This is a genomic window from Flavobacterium lipolyticum, from assembly GCF_020905335.1.
Taxonomy (GTDB): domain Bacteria; phylum Bacteroidota; class Bacteroidia; order Flavobacteriales; family Flavobacteriaceae; genus Flavobacterium; species Flavobacterium lipolyticum.
This window is the reverse complement of the sequence record NZ_JAJJMN010000001.1, coordinates 3,054,325-3,077,767: the sequence shown is the minus strand read 5'-3', so window position 1 is coordinate 3,077,767 and position 23,443 is coordinate 3,054,325. Positions and strand designations below refer to the sequence as shown.

Annotated in this window: 18 protein-coding genes; 10 read left to right on the top strand and 8 right to left on the bottom strand. The window is 36.0% G+C overall.

Translation table 11 applies throughout. The features are described from left to right. Window positions 1-6: 6 nt before the first annotated feature. Both LNQ34_RS13410 and LNQ34_RS13405 read left to right on the top strand, forming a co-directional pair. Window positions 7-930 (top strand): PorP/SprF family type IX secretion system membrane protein, encoded by a 924-nt coding sequence (locus LNQ34_RS13410; RefSeq protein ID WP_230000122.1) that lies wholly within the window; start codon window positions 7-9, stop codon window positions 928-930. 11 nt (window positions 931-941) lie between these two features. Continuing rightward, window positions 942-2,879, top strand: a complete 1,938-nt coding sequence (locus LNQ34_RS13405) for an OmpA family protein (RefSeq protein WP_230000121.1) — start codon at window positions 942-944, stop codon at window positions 2,877-2,879. Between the two features lie 91 nt (window positions 2,880-2,970). Here LNQ34_RS13405 and tamL read toward each other — a convergent pair whose 3' ends face one another. The 5 genes from tamL to LNQ34_RS13380 all read right to left on the bottom strand — a co-directional run bounded on the left by tamL (window position 2,971) and on the right by LNQ34_RS13380 (window position 12,957). Then, window positions 2,971-5,289, bottom strand: coding sequence for a translocation and assembly module lipoprotein TamL (tamL, locus tag LNQ34_RS13400; protein WP_230000120.1), 2,319 nt, complete (start codon window positions 5,287-5,289; stop codon window positions 2,971-2,973). After that, entirely contained in the window at window positions 5,273-10,363 is a 5,091-nt protein-coding gene (locus LNQ34_RS13395) for a translocation/assembly module TamB domain-containing protein (RefSeq protein WP_230000119.1), read from the bottom strand. The genes tamL and LNQ34_RS13395 overlap by 17 nt, the downstream gene beginning before the upstream one ends. 262 nt (window positions 10,364-10,625) lie before the next feature. After that, window positions 10,626-11,582: a GSCFA domain-containing protein gene (locus tag LNQ34_RS13390; RefSeq protein WP_230000118.1), complete on the bottom strand. Its 957-nt coding sequence runs from the start codon at window positions 11,580-11,582 to the stop codon at window positions 10,626-10,628. A 97-nt stretch (window positions 11,583-11,679) separates the two neighbouring features. Further along, a complete protein-coding gene (locus LNQ34_RS13385; protein WP_202702684.1) occupies window positions 11,680-11,838 on the bottom strand; it encodes a hypothetical protein in 159 nt (52 codons plus the stop codon). 363 nt (window positions 11,839-12,201) lie between these two features. Continuing rightward, window positions 12,202-12,957, bottom strand: coding sequence for a hypothetical protein (locus tag LNQ34_RS13380; protein ID WP_230000117.1), 756 nt, complete (start codon window positions 12,955-12,957; stop codon window positions 12,202-12,204). 376 nt (window positions 12,958-13,333) lie between these two features. Here LNQ34_RS13380 and LNQ34_RS13375 point away from each other — a divergent pair, with 376 nt between their 5' ends. Continuing rightward, window positions 13,334-15,079, top strand: a complete 1,746-nt coding sequence (locus tag LNQ34_RS13375) for an ABC transporter ATP-binding protein (protein ID WP_202702682.1) — start codon at window positions 13,334-13,336, stop codon at window positions 15,077-15,079. 180 nt (window positions 15,080-15,259) lie between these two features. Here the strand turns inward: LNQ34_RS13375 and LNQ34_RS13370 are convergent, their stop codons facing one another. The 3 genes from LNQ34_RS13370 to alaS all read right to left on the bottom strand — a co-directional run bounded on the left by LNQ34_RS13370 (window position 15,260) and on the right by alaS (window position 19,074). Then, window positions 15,260-15,976, bottom strand: a complete 717-nt coding sequence (locus LNQ34_RS13370; RefSeq protein WP_230000116.1) for a leucine-rich repeat domain-containing protein — start codon at window positions 15,974-15,976, stop codon at window positions 15,260-15,262. A 191-nt stretch (window positions 15,977-16,167) separates the two neighbouring features. Beyond that, window positions 16,168-16,332: a GxxExxY protein gene (locus tag LNQ34_RS13365; RefSeq protein WP_346432362.1), complete on the bottom strand. Its 165-nt coding sequence runs from the start codon at window positions 16,330-16,332 to the stop codon at window positions 16,168-16,170. 111 nt (window positions 16,333-16,443) lie between these two features. Continuing rightward, window positions 16,444-19,074, bottom strand: coding sequence for an alanine--tRNA ligase (alaS, locus tag LNQ34_RS13360; RefSeq protein ID WP_230000115.1), 2,631 nt, complete (start codon window positions 19,072-19,074; stop codon window positions 16,444-16,446). 265 nt (window positions 19,075-19,339) lie between these two features. Here alaS and LNQ34_RS13355 point away from each other — a divergent pair, with 265 nt between their 5' ends. From LNQ34_RS13355 to LNQ34_RS13325, 7 genes are read left to right on the top strand one after another with little or no spacing between them, the layout of a single operon-like run. Further along, a complete protein-coding gene (locus tag LNQ34_RS13355; protein WP_230000114.1) occupies window positions 19,340-20,317 on the top strand; it encodes a M23 family metallopeptidase in 978 nt (325 codons plus the stop codon). Window positions 20,318-20,365: 48 nt separating this feature from the next. Then, window positions 20,366-20,698: a MerR family transcriptional regulator gene (locus tag LNQ34_RS13350; RefSeq protein ID WP_017498653.1), complete on the top strand. Its 333-nt coding sequence runs from the start codon at window positions 20,366-20,368 to the stop codon at window positions 20,696-20,698. Between the two features lie 40 nt (window positions 20,699-20,738). Next, a complete protein-coding gene (locus LNQ34_RS13345; RefSeq protein WP_017498654.1) occupies window positions 20,739-21,326 on the top strand; it encodes a LemA family protein in 588 nt (195 codons plus the stop codon). Between the two features lie 56 nt (window positions 21,327-21,382). Beyond that, window positions 21,383-21,820 carry a TPM domain-containing protein gene (locus LNQ34_RS13340; RefSeq protein WP_202702678.1) on the top strand — a complete coding sequence of 146 codons (438 nt, stop codon included), beginning with the start codon at window positions 21,383-21,385 and terminating at the stop codon, window positions 21,818-21,820. A 3-nt stretch (window positions 21,821-21,823) separates the two neighbouring features. Then, window positions 21,824-22,651 (top strand): TPM domain-containing protein, encoded by an 828-nt coding sequence (locus LNQ34_RS13335; protein ID WP_202702677.1) that lies wholly within the window; start codon window positions 21,824-21,826, stop codon window positions 22,649-22,651. After that, entirely contained in the window at window positions 22,605-22,973 is a 369-nt protein-coding gene (locus tag LNQ34_RS13330; RefSeq protein WP_230000113.1) for a hypothetical protein, read from the top strand. The genes LNQ34_RS13335 and LNQ34_RS13330 overlap by 47 nt, the downstream gene beginning before the upstream one ends. A 19-nt stretch (window positions 22,974-22,992) precedes the next feature. Then, window positions 22,993-23,406, top strand: a complete 414-nt coding sequence (locus LNQ34_RS13325; RefSeq protein ID WP_070908800.1) for an RrF2 family transcriptional regulator — start codon at window positions 22,993-22,995, stop codon at window positions 23,404-23,406. Window positions 23,407-23,443 lie beyond the last annotated feature (37 nt).

The following is a 23,443-nucleotide window of genomic DNA, read 5'->3' as shown; positions in this document are numbered from 1 at the left end:
ATACAAATGAAAAAGAATTTATTTTTTTTAAAGTTCTTATTGCTTTTCAATGTAATAAATATAGCGGCTCAGCAAAATGCTCAATACACACAATACATGTACAATACCATAAATATTAATCCTGCCTATGCCGGATCGAGAGGTACGCTGAGTGTTTTTGGATTGTATCGCGCACAGTGGGTAGGCCTTGAAGGAGCACCAAAAACCAGCGCTTTTTCAATTAACACCCCTATAAACGACAGTAATTTAGGTATCGGTGTTTCTCTTGTAAATGACAAAATTGGTGCTTCTGATAAAAGCTCTTTATCGACTGACTTTTCCTATACGGTTCAGACTTCAGATAATTTTAAACTTTCATTCGGACTTAAAGGAACTGTTAGTCTTTTTAATCTGGACACTAATAGGCTAAATCCCGCAGATTTGGACGATCCACATTTACAAAATTTAAATAATGTCATATCTCCAAATATAGGAGCCGGGGTCTATTGGCATTCTGACAAAGCTTACATCGGTTTATCGGTACCGGATTTTATAGTGACCAATTATTATGACAATAATGAAGTAGCCATATTCAAAAACAAAATTAACTACTACTTAATGGGAGGATATGTATTCAATTTGAGTGCTTACAACAATATAAAATTCAAACCCGCAGTGCTCACAAAAATAACACAAGGTGCGCCGCTGCAGGTGGATGTCTCAGGTAATTTTATGTTCAACGATAAATTTATGGTTGGAATTGCCTACCGCTGGGACGCCGCTTTCAGTACCATGGCCGGTTTTCAGCTTACAGATGGTATGTACATCGGTTACGGTTATGATCTTGAATCTTCAAAACTAAACAATTACAGTAATGGTTCGCATGAAATATTCCTGCGTTTTGAGTTTATCCGAAAACAAAGCAGAATGACAACCCCTCGTTTCTTTTAAAATTATTTACTATGAAGAATTATATACCCTTTTATTTATTAATACTAAGTTTTTTTTCATTTCATACTTATTCTCAAAAGAATAAAATAGCTACAGCAGACAAACAATATGCCAACTACGCTTATATTAATGCGATTGAAACCTATGAAAGAGTAGCTTCAAAGGGCTACAAGTCTGCAGATATGTTCAAAAAACTGGGCAATTCTTTTTACTTTAATGCTGAATTTGACAAAGCTGCAAAATGGTATGACGAGTTATTTGCCATGACTAACGATGTGGAGCCCGAATATTATTACCGATATGCACAATCGTTAAAATCGACAAATCGCACAGGGAAAGCCAATCAAATGCTTGATTTATTCTCTCAGCATTCAAAGAATGATACAAGAGGGAAACTATACAAAAAAAATGAAAACTATCTGGATTTGATTAAAGCAAATTCCGGACGCTATACGATTGAAGATTCAGGAATAAACAGTAAATATTCGGATTACGGAACAACATTTTTCAAAAATAAAATTGTTTTCACCACTGCAAGAGATACAGGAGGACTGGGACAACAAAGACATAAGTGGACGGGTGAAAGTTTCACCAGCCTTTATGAAGCTGTGCTCGATGAAAATTTCAATCCAAGCGCACCAAAAAAAATAAAATCAAAAATCAATAGTAAGTTTCACGAATCCACTCCCACTTTTACAAAAGACGGAACAACTATTTACTTTACTCGCAATAATTATATTGATGGTAAAAAAGGAAAAAACAAACAAAAAACCACCTTTATAAAAATATACAAAGCCACTCTTAATCAAAAGAAGGAGTGGGACAATATCGTAGAATTACCTTTTAATAGTAATGAATACAGTACGGCACATCCTACTCTCAGTCCGGACGAAAAGACTTTATATTTTGCTTCAGATATGCCCGGAACAATAGGACAATCTGATATTTACAAGGTCAAAATCCTGAGTAATGGAGGATACAGCTCTCCTCAAAATTTAGGCCCCGGAATCAACACCGAAGGAAAAGAAACATTTCCTTTCGTAACCGATGAAAATGAAATTTATTTTGCTTCAGACGGGCATCCGGGACTTGGCGGTCTTGATATTTTTGTTGGAAAAATAAACGACGCCGGAGTTAGTAATATTCAAAATTTAGGAGCAGATGTCAATTCTCCTAATGATGATTTTGCTTATATTATTGACATCAAATCCCGAAAAGGCTTTTTTTCATCGAACAGAAAAGGCGGACAAGGATCAGATGATATTTATAAATTTTTAGAGACAAAAAAAATAAATACTGACTACCAATTATATGGAGTTGTGACTGATCTGGACAGTAATGAAATTTTACCAAATGCCAAAATCACCTTGTATGATCAGGACATGAATGTAAAAGATTCCACCTTCTCCGATGAGAAAGGAAAGTATAGTTTCGTTTTGGATCCTGAAACTCCCTATTATATCAGGGCCAAAAAAGAAAACTACACCACCTGGGAACAAAAAATACTGGTATCAAAAGATCGTTCAAAAGCTTATTTACCGATTCCACTTGAAAAATCCCGCTACCAGGTAACCATTGGAGATAATTTAGGCAAAGTTTTCGGTATCAAAATGATATACTTTGATTTAGACAAATCCAATATTGGTAAAGAAGCTGCTTTAGATCTGGAAAAAATCCTGGATGTACTGAACTTGTATCCTAAAATGAAATTAGATATTCGTTCTCATACAGACAGCCGTCAGACGCATAAATACAATCAGCTGTTGTCTGATAGAAGAGCTAAATCTACTATCGACTGGCTTATTAAACATGGGGTTAATAAAAACAGATTAACCGGCAAAGGTTATGGTGAAACACAACTTGTAAACCATTGTTCTGATAATGAAAATTGCACGGAAGAAGAGCATCAAATGAACAGAAGAAGCGAATTTATTATTTCCGGATTGTAGAAACAACTCTCATAAACCGCAGGAATAAAAGTTTAAAGTAAGCTTTCTATTCCTGCGGTTATTTTATTCTGTCTGTTCTAAAAACATAAAATCAGAACGGGTACCCAATGGCGATGTTTAAAATCAAATTCTCTTTTCTCCAGGGACCACTTCCAAAATTAATATCATCAATTACCCATCTCTGACCTTGCGGTAAATAGGGTTTTCTCAACGGAAATGCCAAATCGGTTCTTAAAACTAAAAAAGACAAATCAAAACGCAAACCGGCTCCGGCTCCTACGGCAATATCTTTCATAAAATCTTTGGTAATTTCTCCACCGGACTTATTGGGATCGGCATTTAAAAGCCAAACGTTTCCGGCATCTACAAATACCGCTCCGCGGACAATACTAAAAAGTTTGGCCCTGTATTCGGTACTAAACTCCAATTTCAAATCGCCTGACTGATCCGGAAGAAAATTATTAGTCGTTTGTGTATTGAGATAACTTCCCGGTCCGAGTGATCTGGCTCTGAAAGCCCGAATACTATTGGTTCCTCCTACCACAAATTGTTTAGCCGTTGGCAATGCCCTTGAATTTCCGTACGGAAGTCCTATTCCCAAAATAATCCTGCTGGCCAATTCACTTTCTTTACCCAGCTTTAAATAATGTCTGAGATCACCTCTCATTTTTACATATTGACTAAAAGGAACATCAAAAATATTTTTCTGATTCCCATCTTTAACATTTGCTCCTGTTACCAGACCTGTAACGTTTCCTGCCAAATCTAAATCACCACTAAAGTAAAACGTATTTTTTCTACGCTTCTGCATCGTATTGGTGTAGGTATACGTATAAGTTGGTCCAAAAATCAATTGTTTTTCAATTATCTTTTCTAATGACGGGTCTTCTTGAATATCTGCTAAATATTCAGCCGTCACGTGATTGGGACTCACATAGGTCACATCAATTACATTCAGTTGATTTTCTTTTCGAATATTCTCTTTCCACTGGTATCCAAAAGAGGTTTTAAAAGAGTTTAAAGCATACAATTGTGTTCTGTTTTGATATTCATATCGCACTGTTGCTTTGGTTCGCGGCACATATTCGCTGGAACCTTCAATATGAAAAAACGGAACGATAAATCTTGGCCAGGTCAAACTGGTTTCTGTTCCCAGCTTATAAATATTTTTCCCGTTATTGGCTCCTGAAAGCTGAAAATCGGCACCACCAAAAATGGAAACCGTAAATAATTCTGCCCCTCGAAATAGGTTTCTGTTGTTCCAGTTGATATTAATCTCACTACCGGTATAACTGGCCGAGTTTGTTTTTCCTAAAACTTCTACACGAATAAATTTCTTCGGTAAAAGCGTCAGATAATAATACGAATCCAACGCATTGGGTAAACTATCCGAAGGCTTAAATTCATTTTTCACAAAACTAAACGTTCCCAAATTTACAAAACGATTTAGGGTCAGATTGTGGTCTTTACGGTTGTAGAAATCTCCCTTTTTGAAGTGGATGGCGCGATCAAAAACTCTTGGCTTAAAACTGTCAGCTGTATCAATAATGGTGAAGTCTTTATATTGAATAATATCTTTTGACTGGTACTTTACACTGTCTTTTGAAATGGTAAAATTCGGGTAGACTACAATTTTATTGATTTTATAGGCTGTAAGCGCTTTTGGAGGCGTATCCGCTTTAATTACCAATCTAATTTTCACTTCATGATCGCCTTTGCTGCTGTCTACCTTTGCCAAAAGATAGTCGGGGTTAAAATAATAATACCCTTTCTCCTTCAATCTGGCGTCTATACGTTCGCGCTCTGCTTTAATAACATCCAAATCATACGGCTGCCCAACCTTTAAGAGACTTCTTCGGCTTGATCTTCCTATTATTCTGGACATCGCCAAGGAATCGTCAGGAAAAATTACGCTTTTAATAATGTATTGCTTTTTAGGTACTACTGTATATTCTGCTGTAGCTCTTTTGTTGCTAACAGTAGAATCGGCACTGACTCGGGTTTTAAAATACCCTCTGTTTTCGGTAAAATTGCGAAGGACGGATGCATTATACTCTAAATCAACTTTACAAAAAAGCACGGGAGGCTCTCCTACTTTAGTACGCAGCCAATATCGGATTCCTTTTTGTTTTTTAGGCTCTCCGGCGATATTATAAAACCATAACTTAGGACGTAATCCCAGGAATTGTTTGTTGGGTTTAGGGCGCAGTAAATCATTCAGTTCATTTTCCAGTGCTTTTCGTTCTTTCTTTTTAAGAACTGAATCTTTTACCGTTACCGAACCTCCTGTGTACAATAAATCTCCCTCCGGCAAATATTTTGTGTTACTGCATCCAAAAACAAAAAATAAGGACAGCACAACAAAATACCTGACATATTTCATTCTTACATTGTTATGTTTTTTGCTCATTCCCTTCTATTTGATTTTCCTTTTTTTGCTTCTCCTCTTTCTCTTTCAGTTTCTTTTTTTCGTTGCGCAATTTTTCTTCTCTAATCATTTCTTTTTCTGCTGCACTACGATGAAAAAGTTCGCGGAATTTATTGTAACTCATTGTGATGATAAAAGCAACACCGGTTTCAACTACCTGACCTTCGACCGCCACCTGATATTCATTTTTTCGATAAGCCCGAACCATATAACGGCCGTCTTTGGTTAATTGATAATCCAATGCCACATCTCCCGCAATATTGGCACTTTGCTCGTTGGCACGTTCCTGACCTTCAACGGCAAAACTGCTCCCTACGGTAACTTTTAATCGATCGTTTAACAACTTTTTGGAAACCCCGACGTTCAGGTCGGTTCTGTTTTCTCTGCTACCGGATGTATAATCGTCTGTTGACTCGAGATCAAATTCTAACTGAACTCCCGTAATTAATTCTCCGGCAAGATCATTTAACTGCTGTGACAAAATTTTACTCACACTTTGTCGTGCGAGAGATTCTGCACTGGTTCCCCCGCTTTCGCTCGAAAATGGGTTTTCGCCAATAAACCGGTTCAAGAGTAAAAGAGCAAAAACCTGTTTGTTCAATTCCGCTGGTTCTTGTCTTAACTGCTGAAGTTTTGCTTTGGTAAGTGATACCACATTTGCAGAAACATCATTATTACCCTCCGGAAGTACAATATCAAAAGTGATTTCCGGTTTTAAAAGCTCCCCGTTCATTTTCAACAAGGTCTGAAACGGAATTTTCTGCTTATAGGTGTTTCGCTCCGTAGGGTTATCCGTTGGCAATTGGTTGCCCAATAAGTCTATTGGTGCGGTGTTTACTTTATAAATCGCCGTAATATTCAGATTGGCCATGGTAGGTTCACCGTTCCAAATGATATAACTCCCTTTCTGAATATCAAATTTTCGTCGGATCATGTTGAAATTCATTTCATACGCCCCACCTGAAAACTCATATTTACCAGTTAAAGTTGTTTTACCGGACGGATCGATTCCACCGGTAAGTTCGGCTTCTCCTTTTAAGTTCAAATAATCACCGTTTCCTTTATCGATTACCAGGGTAAGTTCTGCCTCTTTGTCGATGGCAATAGCCACACTGACGTCCATACCAACTAACCGTGACTGATTGAGTTTTTGCTCCATAGCAACAGTCTGTTTCAGATATTGATTGTCTTCGTCTACAAATTCAACTATCCCTTCCCGATCGGCGATAGAAGGATCGGATTGCGGCATCACAACTGTAAACTTGGTTTCTTTATTTATTTTAATATTGCCGCCAACTACAGGATTTTCGAGCGTTCCTTTGATGTTCAGCTTGCTGTCTAACACCAAATCTCCATAAAACAAATCATTGTCTTTTTCTTGCGAATGTATCGCTCTGAAATTATCCGCCACTACAGTTAAGCCAAAGTCAAATTTGGTATAATCTGTTGCTTTAATGGTTCCGCTTACAATCAGTTCATTGTCGTTTTCATCATGAAAAGTAAAGGTATCAAAAGTGATAACATCATCCTGAAGTGTTATTTTTTCGTCAGCTGTTTTGTAGTAGGAATTAAATTTTGTTACTCTGAAACCTGTCTCTTTAAATTCCAGTGCTCCGTTTACTTTTGGCGCGGCAGCATTTCCGGTAATTTTGAAATTCCCTGCTAAAAATCCAGTTCCCTCAGTCAGATTGCCCATGCTGAACCCTTGAATACTTTTGATATTTAATTTGTTCAGATCCAGATTAAAATCCAGATTTCCATCGTCGATTTTATAATTTCCAGTCAGATTCACCTCATTTCCTTCTCCGCTAAGAGTAATATTGGCTGCCAGCAAATTATTGGTTTTATTGTCTACTTTCACTGTAATATCTCCAACAGGTTCTCCTTTGAATGCAAATTGATCTACTTTTATGTCTGAAGTAAAGCTGGGTTTTGTCATTACATTTTCAACCAGTGCATGTCCATTAATCAGACCCTGCATTAACAATTGATCTTTTTTGACGATGTTCATAATCGTCTCTATTTTGAAATTTACAAAATCGACCTGTAGTGGTGCATTATCCTGATCTCCTAATGATTGAACTCTTAATTCATTACCCGAATTTTCTAAATTAAATTTATTGACATACAATCTTTTGGCTCCAAACTCCACCACATTTTCAGGATCCATATTCCATTTATCATAATTCAGAATAAAATTTTGAGCATCAATTCTGAAACTGCTTTTTGAACCGTCGTGCTTTAAGTCTCCCGCAATAAAATACTGTTGTTTCTCTTTAGCATCTTTTACTTCAAGTGCATAATCCAAAACATTATTTTCAATTTTTCCGGATAAGCTTGTAAATGGAATTTTTAAAGTACCGCTCTCAATTGTTCCAAAAGAAGCATTGTATGTTAAACCATTTTCTTTGGCTTCGATATTGATTTTCCCGTCGGCAATGGTGTTAGCGGCATATACAATTCTCGGAATACTTCCTTTTATTTCCAAAGAATCTGACACGTTATTGTACTTTCCTGATAAAGTAACAGGTTCCAACCCCGTCAATTCAGGAAGCAGTTTCAGCAACACGGGATCATTATCAATCTTCACCGTAAAAGCCAATCGTTGCTCATCCGTTTCTCCTTTTACTTTTGGACTTTTTAAATCGATGTACTTTGACAGTGATTTTTTTAATGCTGCCGTTAAAGTTGTCAGTTTGTATTTCCCATCAACCTCCGCATTTAAAAACTGAGAAGAAACTTTGATATTGTTTCGATTTTGATCGGCAAAGGCAATCAGTCTGATTGAATCGAGAACGATAGGTTCTGCTGTCTGGGCAATCTGAATGTTGGAAAGAAATACTATTCCATTCAAAAAATCAGGATTACTGTTGGCAATATCGGCGTCAACATTTCCACGCAGTTTCATTGGACCGGCATGCAGATTTAATTTTTCTAAATCGGCAATATCCAGGTTTAATTTTAACTGAATGGAGGGATATTTCTCTTCGGTATTTCCACTGGCCGTTAAATCGAAATGCAGGTTGGGGTCTTTCATTCCAGAGTTTAGAACAAAAGATCCTTTCTCGATATTGCCTTTTAAAGCCAAATCTTTATAGGTGTATTGATTAAAAACAGCCTTCTGAACCAAGCCGTCAAATTCTGCCTGTGCTGTTTTCGGGTCCAAACCTTTACCTTTTACTTTTGCTTTAAGTGTAATTCTTCCTATTGAATCGTTTTTAATCAATTTACCTAAATCAAAATCAAGTAAATAAACGGTCGCATCGTACTTTTCTTTTTTCTTCACGCGCTGATCGAACAAAGCATCTACTTTTGCGTTTCCGAAACTACTGTTGAAAGCCAGCTTGGTTTTAAAATTGGCAACAGAACCTTTAAACTTACCTTGTAAATTCAACTGTGAAGGCAATTGAATATTCTTTGGAACAGTTCCCGCAGGCACAAACGAATAAATGTCTTTTGACGTGCTTGATAGTTTTCTGATGTCTAAATCGTAATCCGCTTTTTGTGCATCAGGCATCCCTTTTATCTTTCCTGAAACAACAACTTTTGTAGCTCCGATTCCGCTCATTTCGAACTGGGCCATATTCAGATCTTTTATCTTCCCACTCAAACGTGCATTGACCTTCAAAACGGCATTTGGATTACTCTTAAACGGATTGGATTGCTGTAAATCGGGAGCAAAAAGCAGGATATCTCTAAAGCCAATTTTGGTCTGATTTAAATTGGCCTCTAAAGTAAGATTGCCCAAATCTTTGGAAACGGAAGCGATCGAAGGATAACCCACTTTTATAGTGTGCTGAAAAAGCGTTTGGGGTGTTTTCAAATACAAATTGCTCAGGTACGCGTTCTTTGGTCCGTAAAAGAAATTGGTTTTTAAAGCCTCAAGCTTCAAGCCGCTTTTATCGTTTAAGGTCAGTGTTTTTATATTTCCTGAAATTGTATCGTTCCCATAATACAATTTTTCTGCTTTAAAATTAACCTTACTCAGATCCATATGACTGTAATCAACTCCTTTCGAAATTGGTTTCGATTGCATATCATCAAATTTGAACGCTATATTTTGGATGTCTATAACATTCAACTTTACTTTCCATCCTGCCTGTTTTATGGCAGTAGCATCTAAATCGGGAGTTTGAAGCTGTTTGTCTTTTGCCCCCAAACGTAGATTCCCTTTTAAATTTTTAAGTTCGAAAGCTTTGAAATCCAATAACTGACGGTTCAAATCAATTTTGTTTACGGCTACATTCAACTGATCCAGTTTTATTCCGGAATCTAATTTGGAATCTTTGTTGTCGTAAACAATATCAATTTTTGCTAATCTGATGTTTCCTAACTTCAAATTGAAATCTGCTCTTTTCGAGACGGTATCTATCGTTTGCACTGATCCTTCAGCGATCTTTTCGATCACATCCTGATTCAAAACTACCTTTAACCCGCTTAGATTGATATCCGGGATGTTGAAATTCATTTTATCTAAATCGAATTCCTTAAATTTGGTATCAAAATGCGTGAGTTTTACACGAGTGTCGCTTTTAGAAAAATCATCTTTAAAATCAAACCTGACGTTATCCAGATTTATTTTTACAACCGAGATTTTAAAAGGTTTGCTGTTCGGATCTTCAACCTTTGGTTCTTTAGACTCAAATGCTTTACTAATATAATCAAAATTAAAAGCTCCTTTTTTATCCCTTGAAATACGGGCTGTGGTATTTTGCAGTGAAACCGAATTAATCTCCAATTCACTGTTGATCAATTTGAACAAATCAACATCCAACTCCAAACGTTTCCCGCTTAACAGGGTATCTTTTTTTTGATCTTCAAAGTAAAATCCTTCCAAAACAATGTCTTTTGGAAATTTTATCGAAATATGATCTAACGAAACTTTGGTTTTTATCTTTTTATGCAGATAAGTAATGGCCTTATCTTTTACAAAATTCTGGACGGAAGGAACCTGAATTAATACAATAAGAAGCAATAAAAGTGTAATTACAGAAGCCATGCACCAAAGCAGTACACGAAGTGTTTTTTTTAGAAAATGAATGGTTTTCTTATTCATACGTCAATAAAACACATTTAGATTAAAGTTTGCTTTGGACAAATCTGCAAAGACAAATTTGTAAAATTTAAACTCTAACAATTTACATAATTACCTGTAATTATTCTAAAATTTAGCCACAAATAATTATTTTCTTACGTTTGGTATTGTGGTTACCGGGCGGAAACGTAAAGAATTCTGCTCTGTTGAAATTGATATTTTAAATTGCAGCAAAGATTTACGATGTTCTGAATATCAAAACATCTTAAAAGTCCATGAAGTTTTAGAACTTAATATGTGGCCATTTTTCTTCTACCTTATTTATTTTTTGACGAAGCTTGACTAAAAATTTCTGATGCTGTTCAGATTCCGGATTAAAGCTTCGATGGTGCAGACTCTTTTGAATTTCTCCTACTTCCTGCAAGGTCGAAATGCTATTCTCTGCAATGTAATTTTCACTGAATCGCTGCCAGATATAGTCAATTGCTACAGCATTCGGATGCAGCATATCTTCAGCATAAAAGCGATAATCACGAAGCTCGTCCATCATAATTTCGTAAGAAGGAAAATATCCTAATTGCTGATTGTTGATTTTAGATTGCAGATTCTGGTGAAACCCCGAAAACAAATGCGATTTACTCAATTGATTTTCTACAAAACCGTCTTTGATATGGCGCACCGGTGAAATGGTAAAAATGAAATTTATATTGGCATTTAAACCATGAATTAAACGGATTGTATTTTGAATACTTTTCTGAATTACATCAACAGTCAATAATTCTTTCGTGAATTGTTTTTGAGGTACTTTATGACAATTAGCAACTACTTCGTTACTTTCAATATTTCTGTAAATCCATGAGGTTCCATAGGTTACAATGATATGAGTCCCCTCTTTGATTTGTTTGTTTGTTTCGGCAATTGCTTCGTTAAGTGTTTGCAACAACTCCTGTCGATCGGAATGACTCAAATCTGAATGAACTTCAAAACAATGCCAGCGTTCGTTATGAAAAAAAACATCTTTCTCCGTAAAAAACTCCTGTTTAACCACTCTCTGAATCACTTTCTCAATAGAAACAGGATTGAAGATAATTCCAAATGGATTGGTTTCGTTCTGAAACTTAAAATAATCAAATTTCTCTGCCATGTTTTCCGCAAAACAAGATCCCATAGAAATGATCTTCGAATGATAATCGATTGGATTGCTGCTTTTTGAAATTGGAATCTGGGTTCTGAATTGCATGAAGTTGTTTTGTGTAAATTTCGGTTATTTTTCACAAACAAAAAAGCCAGAAACAAAAATGCCCCCGACTTTTCGCCCCCAAATTTTAAACTTTCTATTAATAGAAATACTCAGATGTATATTTTAATCCTTCAATGTTATCAACGCTTTTTTCAGGATATCCGGCTGCATTATAGGTATAACTATTAGGCAGACCATACAGTCTTTCCTGAAGTATCTGAAATTTCATTGTGAAAAATTCCGGTTCCTTCTTCATCCACAAAAGAAATTTTATTAAATCCTAAAATATCTTTAGCATTACAAACATAATACACCTCATAATCAAAACCTTACGGGATTCCACATCGAAAACGCGCAACCCAACTCAAAACAAATCTAAAGCACTAATAATGAACAACATACACTAATAAACATTTTAGAAAAAAAGTAGCTAAAAAACAAAAAACCGTATAAATACCTAGCTATTTTCTTGTATTTGCTTATTGCTCGCGGATTAAAAAATGAAATCCGGGTTCTGAATTGCATGACGTTTAATTTGAATACGGGTTTTACCAATTTTTAGGCAATAAAAAAACCAAATACAAGAGTATTTGGTTTTTTTATAAATTGCAATTTGTTTTTAGTATGTAAACTGAGCTGTCTCAGTTAACTTTCCATTTTCACTAAAATGCTTTTTCTCCGTTGGAAAATTATTGTTATTGTAAACATAAGAGAAAGTACTTACATAAGATGAAGTAGCTGAAGTCCCTGTTATTTTAACAACATTGTTAACAGAAGTACCTTCTTCTGCATCTAGTAAAAGTTTAAGCCCTGGAACATTAGCATTAGGGGTCTTTTTTGAATCATACTCGTAAGTGTAGGTAGCATTTGCCTTACCATAAAAAGAACTTTCAGATTTAACTAAGTTACCATCTTTAAAAGTATACTTTCCAACCTTTCCACCTTCTTCTTCAGCTCCTGTTGTGGCGTTTACATAAAACCCTTCAAAAGAAACAGTACCGTCTCCATTTTGAGTGTATTTTGTTTTATAATACTTAGTTGCACCTGCATCTTTCACCGTTACAGAAGCCACCTTTCCTGCAGAATAGCTATATTCAGTAGTCGTTACAAGTACATTATCTGATTTGAATTCTTCTATTTTTGAAATTAAATCACCTACATAAGAATACTTAAGAATACTACCGTCACTATCTGTTTCGCTTACTAGTTTGCTTCCCTCATATTTCATATCTGTAGCGTAATTCTCTTTAGGATCAGAGTAAGAAAAAGCAATTTTTGATGGTTTTAATGAAGCTGATGCATCAACAGCATCATCACTTGAACAAGAAGAAACTACTAGAGCCAAAGCACTAAAAAGGCATAAAATTTTTTTCATTTTGATTTGGTTAAATTTATTTTGCCGCAAACTTAATATAACCCAAAACTAAAACCTTACGGGATTCCACATTTAAAAGCGCACTATAACCCAAAATAGCCGCCAACACACTAACAAATAGCAAGATCTATTAAATTCATTACTGATAAAATTTAATCAAAAACTAAAATGCGATATAAATACTTGGCTTTTTTCTTAAAGTTTCATTTTGTTGTCCAATAAAAAAGATGTTTTGCAGAAATTAAAATGCTTTACATCTAAAAAAAACACCGGCAATTTCAACTGTAAAAAAAATTACAGTTTTAATAACAAAAATCCATTTAACAGTGTTAAACAATTCACTACTTTTACATCTTCCATAAATTCAAATTCACTTATGAAATTACTGTATTCTTATATAATCAAACATAAAATGTTACTGTTTTTTGCTTTGATTATGGCTACGATCAACATTTGTTTCAGTTTATCAGACTCTATTATTACCGGTAAATTAATGCAGGATTGCGGTGTTGGTTTACATAAATACGACGGAAATGCCGTAGGTTTTATCAAATCATTAGCATTTTGGTTAGGGCTTTCGCTTGGTGCAGCTATGGTATCGAGAATTACCAAAAACTTTCAGGATTATTTTACCAATGTTGTTATTCAGCGTACCGGAGCGCAGATGTACACAGACGGAATTAAAAAATCACTGGACCTGCCGTTTGCCGAATTTGAAGACCAACGAAGCGGTGAAACGTTAAGCAAACTTACCAAAGTACGTTCTGATTCCGAAAAATTAATCACTCTATCAATTTCTTTAATCTTTCAGACTGTGATTGGTTTTGTATTTGTGATTGTTTATGTTGCCCGAATCGATTACCGTATTTCAATTATCTTTTTGATCACGGCGCCAATCATTGCTCTGGTTAGTTCGTATCTGGGCAAAAAGATCAAAATTGTCTCTAAAAAAATCGTAAATCAAACCAATGCTTTAGCCGGTTCCACCACCGAAAGTTTAAGAAACATTGAACTTGTAAAAAGTCTTGGATTGACGTATCAGGAAGAAAAACGTCTGAACCTAAATACGTTTAAAATTCTACAGCTGGAGCTTCAAAAAATCCGTTTCATCAGAAGTTTGAGTTTTATCCAAGGCACAACCGTACACTTTTTGAGAACTTGTGTGGTTTTTACTTTGTATTATTTCTTATTTGGAGGAAAGATTATTGTGGGTGATTTGCTAACGATGGTTTTCTTTACTTTTTTCATTTTCGGTCCGCTTCAGGAACTTGGAAATTTCATTATTGCTTTAAATGAAACTAAGGTTTCGATGGAGAATTTTAAGACCTTATTGAGCGCTCCGAAAGAATATCGTCCAAAAAACCCAAAGCACGTTGGAGCGATTCAGTCTTTACTCTTTTCCAATGTAAGTTTTCAGCACAAAACCGCTAAATTTAAAGCGGTTGAAAATATCAATTTCGAAATTAAACAGGGACAGACCGTTGCATTTGTGGGTCCGTCAGGATCAGGAAAAACAACTTTGGTCAAATTACTGGTTGGATTGTACACCCCAGCCGAAGGTCAGGTATTCTACAACGACATCGACTCTGCAGAAATTGACTTACTGGATCTAAGAAAACAATTAGGATTCGTTACCCAGGACGCACAGTTATTCTCAGGAACAATTCGCGAGAATTTATTGTTCGTAAGACCCAGTGCTACCGATGAAGACTTGTACGATGCCTTGAAAAGAGCGAGCTGTGAAAAACTGCTGCATCGTGCCGAAGACGGTTTAAACACCACAATTGGTGAAGGCGGAATTAAAGTATCCGGTGGTGAAAAACAACGTTTGTCGATTGCCCGTGCTATTTTAAGAAATCCGAATTTATTGATTTTTGACGAAGCCACTTCTGCCTTAGATTCTATTACCGAAGAAGAAATCAATACCACTATTCGTAATATATCCGATAAAAACAGGATCACGGTTCTGATTGCGCACCGTTTATCAACCGTAATGCACGCCGACAAAATATTTGTACTGGAGCAAGGAAAAATCATCGAGCAGGGAAAACACGAAGATTTAATTTTTGAGAAAGGACTTTACTACGCAATGTGGCGCCAGCAGATTGGAGAACGAAAATAATTAAGGGGCTAAGATACTAAGCTGCTAAGGTTCTGAGTTTTTTAAACGTACTATTTGTCAAAAAAGACATATTAATGGAAAAAAAACACATTATAATCTTTTAATCTGTGACAAAAAACAAACCCCAACAGATCGAAAAACCTGTCGGGTCTGCTCAACCTTTTAATACTATTTCACTTCTTATGGTGACGGAGGAGTTTCTTTTACGTTGGCACCATCTGGAATTCCAATCCTTTTCTCTTCAGCTGCTGTAATAAACTTTTTTGGCAAATAAATCTCCGTTAATCCACTGTATAGAAATGCAGAATCGCCAATAGAGCTAACACTATTGGGAATGAGTATGGATTTTAATGCCAAACATTTATAAAATACATTAGCATCTATAAAAGTAACACTTTGTGGAATAGTTATATTTGGTAAGGAGTAATTGCCAAAAAATGCCGAATCTCCAATAGAAGTAACGCTATTCGGAATACTTATCTCTTTTAGTGAAGTACATAATTCAAATGTATTATTCATGACAGAAGTCACACCCTCCGGAATAACTATGCTTTGTAATGCCACACAGTCATCAAATGCGTTCGAACCAATATAAACTAAACTTGTAGGGAAGAAAACCTGAACTAAGTTATCACAACTACCACCAAAGGCTTTAGGTCCCACTTCCTGAAGATAGACACTTTGAGATATATCTACCAACGTGAGAAGACCTGCTGACTCTACATCAGGACCAAATATATTCTCGCCGGTACCAAGTATATAGACTTTCTTATCACCAATTAATGCAGGAATAACGAGACTACCCTCTTCAATATCGCCCGTATAGCGAACTAACCTGCATCCATCCTTCCAATCCTCTACTACCCAATCATCATCATTTTTTAATTCCTTTTTCATATTTTATACTATTTTACTTGTTAATACTACAAAACTAGTAAAAATTTATATCGCTCTTATTTTTTTTACTTTTTTAACTTTAATTTATATTATGGCGTTTAACCTCTTGAATGCTACTAAATAATTTGATTTTTCCAATTACTTTCTCTTCAACACTAGATCCACTTTAGATCTTACTATATAATTCGATTCTAAAATAGCCTCTCTGCTTTTTGCCTTCCTACATGTAAACCCCTCTTCGTTAATTCATGATACAAAATTGCCTCATAAACAGATTCAAATAATCCTGGTCCAAGTTTTACATGTATTCTATAACAAACATCGACTACGATAGCTGAAATTTCATTCTCTGTCATTTTTTTTACAAAATCAAAGAAAAAAACCTACAAACAGAATTGTTCCGTTAAAAAAAAGCCGCAAAGCTTAAAAAAACTTTGCGACTCTGTGTCTTTGCGAGACTAAAAAAATTACTTCACGAAATCAATCGCTTTCGTCAAAGCTTCTGCAATTCCATCAACATTTTTACCTCCTGCAGTGGCGAAGAAAGGCTGTCCTCCTCCTCCTCCCTGGATGTATTTTCCTAATTCACGAACTACCTGTCCTGCGTTTAGGTTTTTCTCTGCTACAATTTCTTTAGAAATGTAGCAAGTCAACATTGGCTTTCCTTCCTGTGCAGTGGCGAAAACTACAAACAAATTGTTATACGAATTACCCAATTCATAAGCCAAATCTTTTGCTCCTTCCGGATTTAAATCTACTTGTTTTGCTAAAAACTGAACGCCATTGATTTCCTGCAATTCTTTAGCCAGATCCCCTTTCATGTTTTTGGCTTTATCTTTCAACAAGATTTCCAATTGTTTTTTCAACTGAATATTTTCTTCCTGTAAAGACTGAATCGCTTTCACAGGATCCTGAGCATTTTTCAAGGTCTCTCTAATTTCTTCATAAGAAAGCAACTGAGACTCAAAATAATCTTTTGCAGCTTCACTCGTGATTGCTTCGATCCTTCTGATTCCTGCCGCTACAGCTCCTTCTGAAATAATTTTGAAATGCCAGATATCAGCCGTATTTGCCACGTGAGTTCCTCCACATAATTCGACAGAATCACCAAATTTAATCATACGAACCAAGTCACCATACTTCTCTCCAAACAAAGCAATTGCTCCTTCTTCCAAAGCCTGATCTTTTGGAATGGCTCTTTTTTCGATCAAAGGCAAACTTTCACGGATTCTTGCATTCACAAAATTTTCTACTTCTTTTAATTCCTCATCGGATACTTTTGAGAAGTGAGAGAAGTCAAAACGCAAAGAAGCATTTCGAACCATAGATCCTTTTTGCTCAATGTGCGTTCCTAATATTTTACGCAATCCCTGGTGCAATAAATGCGTAGCCGAGTGATTTGATGATGTTTTTGCTCTCTGAAGCGCATCCACAACCGCGTTAAATGTTCCTGTTAGATTTTCAGGTAACGATTTTGCCAGGTGGATTGTTTGATTGTTCTCTTTTTTAGTATCAATAATATAAACGATATCACCGTTTTGAGCTTCCAGATATCCTTTATCTCCGGTTTGCCCTCCGCTTTCACCATAAAATGGAGTCGCATTGAAAACCAATTGATAAATTTCGCCATCTTTTACACTATCCACTCTACGGTACTTCGTGATTTTTACCTGATGCGATAATCTGTCGTAACCTACAAACTCCTGAATATCATCTTCTACCAGAACATTCCAGTCTCCTGCAGTGACTTTTGAAGCGGCACGGGAACGTTCTTTTTGCAATTGCAGTTGCTCCTGAAATCCTTTTTCATCTAATTTTAATCCTTTTTCAGAAAGAATCAAAGCTGTTAAATCGATTGGAAAACCGTAAGTATCATACAATTCAAAAGCTTTTTTACCATCGATAGTATCTCCTGAATTGTTCAGAATCACAGCATCTAAAAGTACCAATCCCTGATCAAGAGTACGCAAGAAAGAATTTTCCTCCTCGCGAATCACATTCGAGCAAAGTGCTTTTTGAGTTCTGATTTCCGGGAAAGAATCTCCCATTTGTTCGCTTAAAGTTTCTACTAACTTGTAGATGAAAGCTTCTTTTATATTCAGGAACGTAAATCCGTAACGAATAGCACGACGCAAAATACGACGAATTACATATCCTGCACCGGTATTTGACGGCAATTGTCCATCAGCGATAGCAAAGGCTACTGCACGAACGTGATCTGCAATAACACGAATTGCAATATTTACTTTTTCCTCTGCTTCATTTGATGCTTTAACGGTATAATTTGCCCCGGTAATAGTTTCAATTTCTCTAATCAAAGGCATGAAAACATCGGTATCATAATTGGATGTTTTTCCTTGTAATGCCATACACAAACGTTCAAATCCCATTCCGGTATCAACGTGTTGCGCAGGAAGTTTTTCTAACGAACCATCTGCTTTACGATTGAATTCCATGAATACATTATTCCAGATTTCAACTACCTGAGGATGATCGTTGTTTACTAAACTTTTTCCTGAAACGGCTGCTTTTTCTTCCGGAGTACGCAAATCAACGTGAATTTCAGAACAAGGTCCACATGGCCCCTGATCTCCCATTTCCCAGAAGTTGTCTTTTTTATTTCCCAGAATAATGCGATCTTCATCGATTAATTCTTTCCAGATATCCCAAGCCTCCTGATCAAACGGAACATTATCTTCTTTACTTCCTTCGAAAACCGAAACATAAAGATTCTCTTTTGGAATTTTGTACACTTCTGTCAACAATTCCCAAGCCCAGTTGATAGCCTCTTTTTTGAAATAATCTCCAAAAGACCAATTCCCCAGCATTTCAAACATCGTGTGGTGATAGGTATCAATACCCACTTCCTCTAAATCGTTATGCTTTCCTGAAACACGAAGACATTTTTGTGTATCGGCAATTCTTGGACTTTTTGGCGTTCCGTTTCCTAAAAAGTATTCTTTAAACTGGGCCATTCCCGAGTTGTTGAACATTAAGGTTGGGTCGTCTTTAAGTACAATAGGAGCCGAAGGAACAATAGTGTGTCCTTTACTCTCAAAAAAATCTAAAAATTGTTTACGTACGTCTTGTGATTTCATATTAAAATTAGAAAATGTGTCAATTTGAAAATGCGATAGTTAATTAGAAACATGTTAATCTGAAAATGTGATACTTACGTCTTTTTAATACAAAAATTAAAGTTCAAAACAATAAATTTCGCATTTAGGGCATTATCTAATTATCAAATTGACACATTATCTAAATTGTTTTATTCCTGAAAAAAGCTTCGAACATCATGAAACATTTATTAAATTTGTTCGACTAACTTATTTTACAAGCTGCAAAAATAGGGTATTTTAAAATATGGCGAAAGTAAAATATTATTACGACTCAGAAAATCTGGCTTATACAAAAATAAAGACCCGAAAAAGGGCTAAAATTGGCTATGCATTACTGTTTTTATTGGCTTCGGCATTATTTGGCTTTTTAGTTTTTATACTTTTAATCAATACTCCCTATTTTGAAACGCCAAAAGATCGTTTACAGGCACGAGAAATTGAAAATCTAAAATTACAATACGCCATTCTAAACAGAAAAATGGATGAAATCGATGCTGTAGCCGAGACATTGGAGAATAGAGACAACAACATTTACAGAGTCTATTTTAACAAAGCTGAAATTCCGGATTCTATTCGAAAAGCAGGTTTTAGAGATTCCCGAAAATATAAAGATTTAGAAGGTTACAACAATTCTCAACTGGTTTTAAACACCACAAAACGAATAGATCGTCTCTCTAAAGAATTAGCGATTCAGTCTCGATCGTTAGATGAAATTTTAAAATTAGCCAGTACAAAAGGTAATTTATTGCTGGCAATTCCGGCCATTCAACCTGTACGAAATGAGAATCTAATCCGTATGGTTTCAGGTTTTGGATATAGAACCGACCCGTTCACGAAAGTACGAAAAATGCATAACGGAATGGATTTCACCGCCAAAACAGGCACTCCCGTTTATGCTACAGGAGATGGTGTTATCGAGCGGGCCGATAATTCGGCATCAGGATTTGGGAATCATGTGGTCATCAGGCATGGTTTTGGCTACGAAAGTTTGTATGCGCATTTAAGCAAATACAATTGCAGACCCGGACAACGTGTAAAACGAGGTGATGTTATTGGTTATGTGGGAAGCACAGGAAGATCTGAAGGACCGCACTGTCACTATGAAGTACACAAAGACGGCAAAGTCGTAAATCCGCTGAACTTCTATTACGGCAATATTTCGGCAGTCGAATATGTGGCCATTTCACAAATGGCTAACCAGGAAAATCAGTCATTAGATTAATACTGCAAAAAGTAGTATTTTTGGAATAAATATAGAAAATTAAGAAACATGCATATTGAGCTTTCAAAAGATAAACGATATTACAGCATTGGCGAAGTAGCCAAAGCTTTTAATGTCAATGCATCATTGATTCGATTTTGGGACAGCGAATTTGACATTTTGAAACCAAAAAAGAATGCCAAAGGCAACCGAATGTTTACGCCCGAAGATATCACCAACTTACAATTGATCTATCATTTGGTTAAAGAAAGAGGTTTTACGCTTGAAGGTGCCAAAACACATTTGAAAGAAGGACAAAAGAAAACATTAGATAAATTCGAAATAATACGTAAATTAGAGACCATCAAAACACAATTAATCGATATTAAGAACGAATTATAACCTATTAATTAAATCAGAAATAAACTTAAATTAAATACACATGAAAAGATTTTTGCCTTGGATTATTGGAGCAGTTGTACTTATTGGAATTTACAGCTGGGTTAAAGGGATTAACAATACTGCGGTAACATTAAACCAAACTGTAGAGCAATCCTGGGGAGATGTTCAAACAGCTTACCAAAGACGTAATGACCTTATTGGAAATTTAGTAAACACTGTAAAAGGTGCTGCCGATTTCGAAAAATCAACTTTAACAGCTGTTATCGAAGCTCGTGCAAAAGCAACAAGTGTCACTGTAGATCCTACTAATATTACACCGGAACAACTTGCTGAATTCAACAAAGCTCAAAGCGGCGTATCTTCTTCTTTATCAAGATTATTGGTTTCTGTTGAGCAATATCCAACATTAAAAGCAAACGAAAACTTCTTGAAATTACAAGACGAACTGGCTAGTACTGAAAATCAGATTTTAACGGCAAGAACACGTTTCAACGAAGCGGTAAAACCCTACAACAACCACATCAAAACATTCCCAAATAGTTTATTTGCAGGTATGTTTGGATTTAAAGAAAAAGCATACTTTAATGCAGTTGAAGGTGCAGACAAACCAGTTGAAGTAAAATTCTAAAACAGTTTTTTAGATCATAATCTAAAATCAACAATCTAAACTCTAAAATTATTTCAATGTCAAAAGTAGAAGATTTTTTATCCAAAGAAGAAGAGCTGGAAATTGTAGAAGCAATTCGTGTGGCCGAGAAAAATACTTCTGGCGAAATTAGAGTACATATAGAACAAAGCACTTCTAAAGTCCCTTTTGAAAGGGCTTTAGAAGTTTTTTACGAATTAAAAATGCACGAAACCCAGCTTCAAAATGGGGTTTTGTTTTACTTTGCCGTTGCTGATAAAACTTTTGCAATTTGCGGAGACAAAGGTATAAATGATGTGGTTACTCCTGATTTTTGGGACTGTACCAAAGATGCCCTAATTCAACAATTTAAATCCGGAAATTTTAAACAAGGTATTGTCGACGGTATTTTGAATGCCGGTGAACAATTGAAAAAATACTTTCCGTGGTCTGAAGGAGACAGCAATGAATTATCAAACGAAATATCAAAAGGATAAATAATGAAAATTTCCAAATACAAAATCTCAAATTCCAACAGAATTTTTCAGTTTACTCTTTTGTTTATCGCGCTTGTTACCTGCAACAGTATTTTTGCACAATTTACAATACCTGAAAAACCAAGTTTACAAACTTCGGTTTACGATTATGCCAACATCTTAAATGCATCTGAAAAATCGCAGCTGGAACAAAAACTAATTCGTTATTCTGACTCGACTACTACCCAAATTGTAGTGATTACGATAGAAAGTTTAAAAGGCGAAGATGTAAGTCAGTTAGCAACCAAATGGGGACAAACCTGGGGAATTGGAGGAACTGCAAAAGACGACAATGGTGTTATTATCCTGCTGGCAAAAAAGGAGAAAAAAATTGCCATAAATCCCGGTTATGGTCTCGAAGACCGATTGACTGCCGGAATTGGCGGAACAATCATCCGAAATATAATTATTCCGGAATTCAAAGCCGGAAGTTTTTACAACGGACTTGACAAAGGAACAGATGCTATCATTGATGTTTTTAAAGGAAAATTCAAAGGCGAGCGCAAACAAACCAAAGAAAAAGATTTTCCAATCCTGCCTTTTATTATAATTGTCGTAATTGTATTAATTTTACTGTCCCGAAATAAAAGAGGCGGCGGAGGTAATTCAGGCAATAATAGCGGAGGTGGTGGTCCTAGCCTGCTCGATGTCATCATTCTAAGCAATCTTGGAAGAAGTGGCGGAGGCGGATTTGGAGGCTTCGGCGGAGGATCATCCGGAGGCGGAGGTGGCTTTGGCGGAGGTTTTGGCGGAGGAGGCTTCTCTGGAGGAGGTTCTAGCGGAGGCTGGTAAACAGTTTCAGGTTTCAGGTTTCAGGTTTCAGGTTTCAGGTTTCAGGTTTCAGGTTTCAGGTTTCAGGTTTCAGGTTTCAGGTTTCAGGTTTCAGGTTTCAGGTTTCAGGTTTCAGGTTTCAGGTTTCAGGTTTCAGGTTTCAGGTTTCAGGTTTCAGGTTTCAGGTTTCAGGTTTCAGGTTTCAGGTTTCAGGTTTCAGGTTTCAGGTTTCAGGTTTCAGGTTTCAGGTTTCAGGTTTCAGGTTTCAGGTTTCCCCTTAAACTTAAATTTTAAAATAAAATTTAAGTTTAACTACCCACAACCCACAACTCACAATTTATAATTCATAATTAAAACAAAAGATGTTATCACATAAAGCAAAATACGCCCTTAAGGCCTTACTTTATTTAGCAGAACAAGAAGAAAATCACATTTCAAGAACTATTGAAATCGCTGATGGAGCCAATATTCCTAAAAAGTTCCTGGAGCAGATTTTATTAGACCTGAAACGAGGGCGTTTGGTAAGCAGTAAGCAGGGAAAATTTGGCGGATATTATCTGATACGCTCCAAAAATGACATCACTCTGGCAGAAATTCACCGTTTATTTGATGGCGCAATTGCCTTATTGCCTTGTGCTTCCTTAAACTTTTACGAACCATGTTCAGATTGTAAAACCGAGGAAGAGTGCAGCTTAAGACATGGTTTAATGATCATTCGGGACGAGACTCTTAAGGCCATGCAAGGCATCACAATCGCCTCTCTCATCAAGAAATAAAAAAATATTTTTTAATTCCTAGTAAATCGATAGAATT

What these genes read in the sequence shown, in the direction of transcription:
- LNQ34_RS13380 (WP_230000117.1), bottom strand. Translation starts at nt 12,957, where the DNA reads ATGAAAAAAATTTTATGCCTTTTTAGTGCTTTGGCTCTAGTAGTTTCT.
- LNQ34_RS13335 (WP_202702677.1), top strand. Translation starts at nt 21,824, where the DNA reads ATGAAAATTTCCAAATACAAAATCTCAAATTCCAACAGAATTTTTCAG.
- tamL (WP_230000120.1), bottom strand. Translation starts at nt 5,289, where the DNA reads ATGAGCAAAAAACATAACAATGTAAGAATGAAATATGTCAGGTATTTT.
- LNQ34_RS13350 (WP_017498653.1), top strand. Translation starts at nt 20,366, where the DNA reads ATGCATATTGAGCTTTCAAAAGATAAACGATATTACAGCATTGGCGAA.
- LNQ34_RS13375 (WP_202702682.1), top strand. Translation starts at nt 13,334, where the DNA reads ATGAAATTACTGTATTCTTATATAATCAAACATAAAATGTTACTGTTT.
- alaS (WP_230000115.1), bottom strand. Translation starts at nt 19,074, where the DNA reads ATGAAATCACAAGACGTACGTAAACAATTTTTAGATTTTTTTGAGAGT.
- LNQ34_RS13345 (WP_017498654.1), top strand. Translation starts at nt 20,739, where the DNA reads ATGAAAAGATTTTTGCCTTGGATTATTGGAGCAGTTGTACTTATTGGA.
- LNQ34_RS13325 (WP_070908800.1), top strand. Translation starts at nt 22,993, where the DNA reads ATGTTATCACATAAAGCAAAATACGCCCTTAAGGCCTTACTTTATTTA.
- LNQ34_RS13370 (WP_230000116.1), bottom strand. Translation starts at nt 15,976, where the DNA reads ATGAAAAAGGAATTAAAAAATGATGATGATTGGGTAGTAGAGGATTGG.
- LNQ34_RS13390 (WP_230000118.1), bottom strand. Translation starts at nt 11,582, where the DNA reads ATGCAATTCAGAACCCAGATTCCAATTTCAAAAAGCAGCAATCCAATC.
- LNQ34_RS13355 (WP_230000114.1), top strand. Translation starts at nt 19,340, where the DNA reads ATGGCGAAAGTAAAATATTATTACGACTCAGAAAATCTGGCTTATACA.
- LNQ34_RS13385 (WP_202702684.1), bottom strand. Translation starts at nt 11,838, where the DNA reads ATGAAGAAGGAACCGGAATTTTTCACAATGAAATTTCAGATACTTCAG.
- LNQ34_RS13395 (WP_230000119.1), bottom strand. Translation starts at nt 10,363, where the DNA reads ATGAATAAGAAAACCATTCATTTTCTAAAAAAAACACTTCGTGTACTG.
- LNQ34_RS13340 (WP_202702678.1), top strand. Translation starts at nt 21,383, where the DNA reads ATGTCAAAAGTAGAAGATTTTTTATCCAAAGAAGAAGAGCTGGAAATT.
- LNQ34_RS13410 (WP_230000122.1), top strand. Translation starts at nt 7, where the DNA reads ATGAAAAAGAATTTATTTTTTTTAAAGTTCTTATTGCTTTTCAATGTA.
- LNQ34_RS13405 (WP_230000121.1), top strand. Translation starts at nt 942, where the DNA reads ATGAAGAATTATATACCCTTTTATTTATTAATACTAAGTTTTTTTTCA.
- LNQ34_RS13365 (WP_346432362.1), bottom strand. Translation starts at nt 16,332, where the DNA reads ATGACAGAGAATGAAATTTCAGCTATCGTAGTCGATGTTTGTTATAGA.